The 3354-nt window shown below is 54.1% G+C and carries 2 protein-coding genes; both read right to left on the bottom strand.

Annotated elements, in window-relative coordinates:
• Positions 1-434: 434 nt before the first annotated feature.
• Positions 435-1214, bottom strand: a complete 780-nt coding sequence (locus tag Q0482_RS08080; RefSeq protein WP_299145312.1) for a TatD family hydrolase — start codon at positions 1212-1214, stop codon at positions 435-437.
• 46 nt (positions 1215-1260) lie between these two features.
• Positions 1261-3006 carry a diguanylate cyclase gene (locus Q0482_RS08075; RefSeq protein WP_299145311.1) on the bottom strand — a complete coding sequence of 582 codons (1746 nt, stop codon included), beginning with the start codon at positions 3004-3006 and terminating at the stop codon, positions 1261-1263.
• Positions 3007-3354: the final 348 nt, after the last annotated feature.

Genomic DNA, 3354 nt, shown 5'->3' with positions numbered 1-3354 from the left:
TCTATACTTGTCCTCTCCTCATAAGTTGCGCTATGTATAAAGCGGGTTGTTGTCCCCCCGCCTGCGGGGGGAAGGTGGTGCCGCAGGCACCAAAGGGGGAACTGCCGGAACGGGAAAAAGCACTTATGTCTCATCTCTTCAGGCACCATTCTGCTAAATTGGCCGCTCACCACGGTCAGCCGACTAAAAGGAAGGCCCTTTTATGGGCAGGCTAAGGGCCAACTTCGGCTGACTTGGAGGTCCTATGCAGGACCTCCACAGCCACCCCCTATCCCGCTTCGCGGGACTTCTCCACGGGAAAGCGTCTCACTTGGTTCTCAGGTCGCTTTGCTCCCCTGCGAACCAAGTTCGCTTGCCACCCCTATTCAGGGGACAGAATAAAGCCTCTCTGCGCTTCCCAGTCTACACATAAATAAAAAACCGGTTATACAGGCTCACCGCTTAATCCCGAATACTTTTTCCGTATTTTCCAGTGCGTGGAGCCTTAGTTCTTCTGCAGTGGTGTGCATGTAGGAGGCCAGGGTTTCTACTACGTAGGTGATGTTCTGGGGGACGTTGGTTCTTTTGAGGTGGAAGCCCCTGGGGGTGAGGTAGGGGGCGTCGGTTTCTACCATGACCCGGCTGAGGGGGAGGATGGAGACGGCATCCCTCAGGGCGTCTCCTCTTCTTTCGTCGCAGATCCAGCCGGTGATGCCGATGTAGAAACCCATGTCCAGGAGTTTCCGGAGGGTTTCTTTGTTTCCTGTATAGCAGTGTACCACAGACAGGGGGCATATGTCTTCATGTCCTTTGAAGCAGGCCATGAAGTCGTCTTCTGCGTCCCGGAGGTGGAGGAACATGGGTTTATGGAGTTCTTCTGCCAGGCGGATGAGTTCTTTGAAATAGTGGAGCTGGTTTTCTTTTTTGGCATACATGTGGTCGTAGTCCAGGCCCGTTTCCCCTACCATTTTGACGGCGGGGTTGGTGAGGATGATTTCCCGGATGCGTTCCACGTCTTCTTCCCGGGCATGGTCGGTGCTGTGGGGATGGATGCCGGCGGTGCCATAGAGGTCATGGGTTTTGGTGAAGTCATTCACCAGTTCGTTGTCTTTCCGGTCGGAGCCGGTTAATATGCATTTGATTCCCGCCGCTTCGGCGTCTTCTATAATCTTTTCCGGGTCGGGAAAGGAGGGGGTGAAAAGGTTCAGTCCTATGTCGTAGTATCGTATGTCCATTTAGTGCTCCTTTGCATAAAAGAAGGAGCTGCAGAAAAGGGTATCATTACTTTTTCTGCAGCTTTTTCTCCAGGTTTTCTTCATAAAGAAATACGTAGTATACCCAGCCGTAGTTATCATTCCGGGCCAGGTGGCCTATCATTTCCACGGGCCGGAGATTTCCCTTCAGAGTCAGGATGGATTCATGGAGGAAATAGCTGTTTCGGCGGTTTTCCGGATTATGAATCTGCCTTGCCATTTCTTTGCCCATGGCTGCCCGCCTGTTTTCAGGGAATATGCGGTCTGCCTCCATGGCTGTGTATTTCATGAAATCGTCCAAACTATCCGCTTCCATCAATTCCACGAGACGGCTGCTGGCAAAGAGGATTCGCTTGTCTTCTGCCCGGTATATAATCATGGCGCCGGGCATCTGGTTTCCTATGTCCGTAAGGTTGAACCCCAGCTGGGTGCGGGCGTCTTCCAGCGCCACGCGGGAATCGAATTCCTTCCACCTTGCTTTGCCGTTCAGTTTGGCGCCGTAGAGCGCATAGTCCGCCTTGATGCAGAGGCTGCGGTAGTCTGTGTCGTGATCGGGATAGCGGGCAAATCCCAGGGAAGAGAAGAAGCGGACGGCTTTCCCTTTGTAAATAATTTCATGGGGCCGGCTGGTGAAGGTGTCAATGGCCTGTGCGGCCTGGGCAGTGAACCCATATCCGCAGAAGATAATAAATTCATCGCCCCCGTTTCTGGTAATGACCGCCCGGTGGCCGAAGGTTTCCTTCATGTCCTTTGTAAACTGGCAGAGGGCTCTGTCCCCCGCTTCGTGACCGTAGACGTCGTTAATGATTTTGAAATTATCAATATCCACTGCCAGCACCAGTGCCGGCCTTCCTTCATGCATTTCCAGGCAGCGCTTCACCGCCCAGTCGCCGCCGTTTCTGTTGTACACGCCGGTTAATGCGTCGGTGGTGCCTATGCGGCGCAGGCGGGCATTGCGGCGCAGCAGCACGCCCACCGCCAGCGCGGTCATTACGCCGGCCCAGGTGGTAAGGACGATAATCCATGGGTTCACCCAGGGGCCTTCGGGGCGAAGGGCAATTTCCCAGCTGTCTCCGAAGATGGCGCGCTGCAGTGTCACGGCATCATGATTGTAATTGCCGTTTTCATAGAGGACTGCAGTGGTGCCGTCTCCTTCCCTGTGAATGAGACCGCAGAGTACGCCCTGATCCTTCAGGCTTGTGATATTCGCATCTTGAAGGAAGATGTCCGTATCAATAATGGCCATGATATATCCCCAGAACCGGCGGCCCCCGTCTTCCGCCGGCAGGAATACAGGGCGGAGCACCACAATGTCATAAAGATTCTCCCCCACTTCCACGGAAGGGGTAATGCTCACCTTCTCCGTTTTTCGTGTATTCTCCGCCACCTTCCCGAGCGTGCTGTCCTCTACATGCAGGAAATACCGTATATTGCTGTCCTGATTGTATCCGTGAAAGGTTCCATCCGCCTGGACGAGCTGGATACTGCGGAGGGCGGCATCCATTTTCACAAAGTCCGCCAGTTTCCCCTGATCCGGCACGGCCTTCCCCTCTTTTTCCACCACCCGGCCTTCCATGACTTCCGTAATATCCACATACCGCTGAAGGGACTGCTCGAGCCAGGCCAAGCGGGCTTCGCCGATTTCATGGAAATTGTCCTGCATGTCGGTGTACATGGAATGGTACAGAGCGGCGTCCAGAAAAAGAACTGCTATAAAGATAATAGAAAAAGCAGGCATGGATACAAGGCGAATCAGCTCCGTCAGCTTCTTCATACCTACCATCTCCCGCTAGTATCCAATGCCTGCTTTTTATGCGTATACTATGGAAATAATTATAACCCATTTATTTTATAAAGGAAAGGGGACAGGGGGCAGGGGGGCGCGCCTGTCGGCGCAGGTTGTGTAGAAGGGTTCCCCACTTTTATTGTCCCACCGCTTGCGGGGGGAAGGTGGTGCCGCAGGCACCAAAGGGGGACGGGGCCTCTGGCCCCGAAGATTCTTAAGGTTCTAAAGTTTGACGCCCGCTTTGCGGGCGAGGGTTCTTAGGTTTGACGGGCCTTTCGGGCCCGAGGGTTGTGGTGGCGGCTGGCGCCGCAGTATAAAAAAGGGGCACGGCTGACG

Origin of the sequence: uncultured Dialister sp. (assembly GCF_937959425.1) — a bacterium.
Taxonomy (GTDB): domain Bacteria; phylum Bacillota; class Negativicutes; order Veillonellales; family Dialisteraceae; genus Dialister.
Note: the sequence above shows the minus strand (reverse complement) of the source record. Positions and strands in the feature narration are given on the sequence as shown.

Coding starts and splice junctions, on each gene's coding strand:
- Q0482_RS08080 (WP_299145312.1), bottom strand. CDS start 1,214: ATGGACATACGATACTACGACATAGGACTGAACCTTTTCACCCCCTCC.
- Q0482_RS08075 (WP_299145311.1), bottom strand. CDS start 3,006: ATGAAGAAGCTGACGGAGCTGATTCGCCTTGTATCCATGCCTGCTTTT.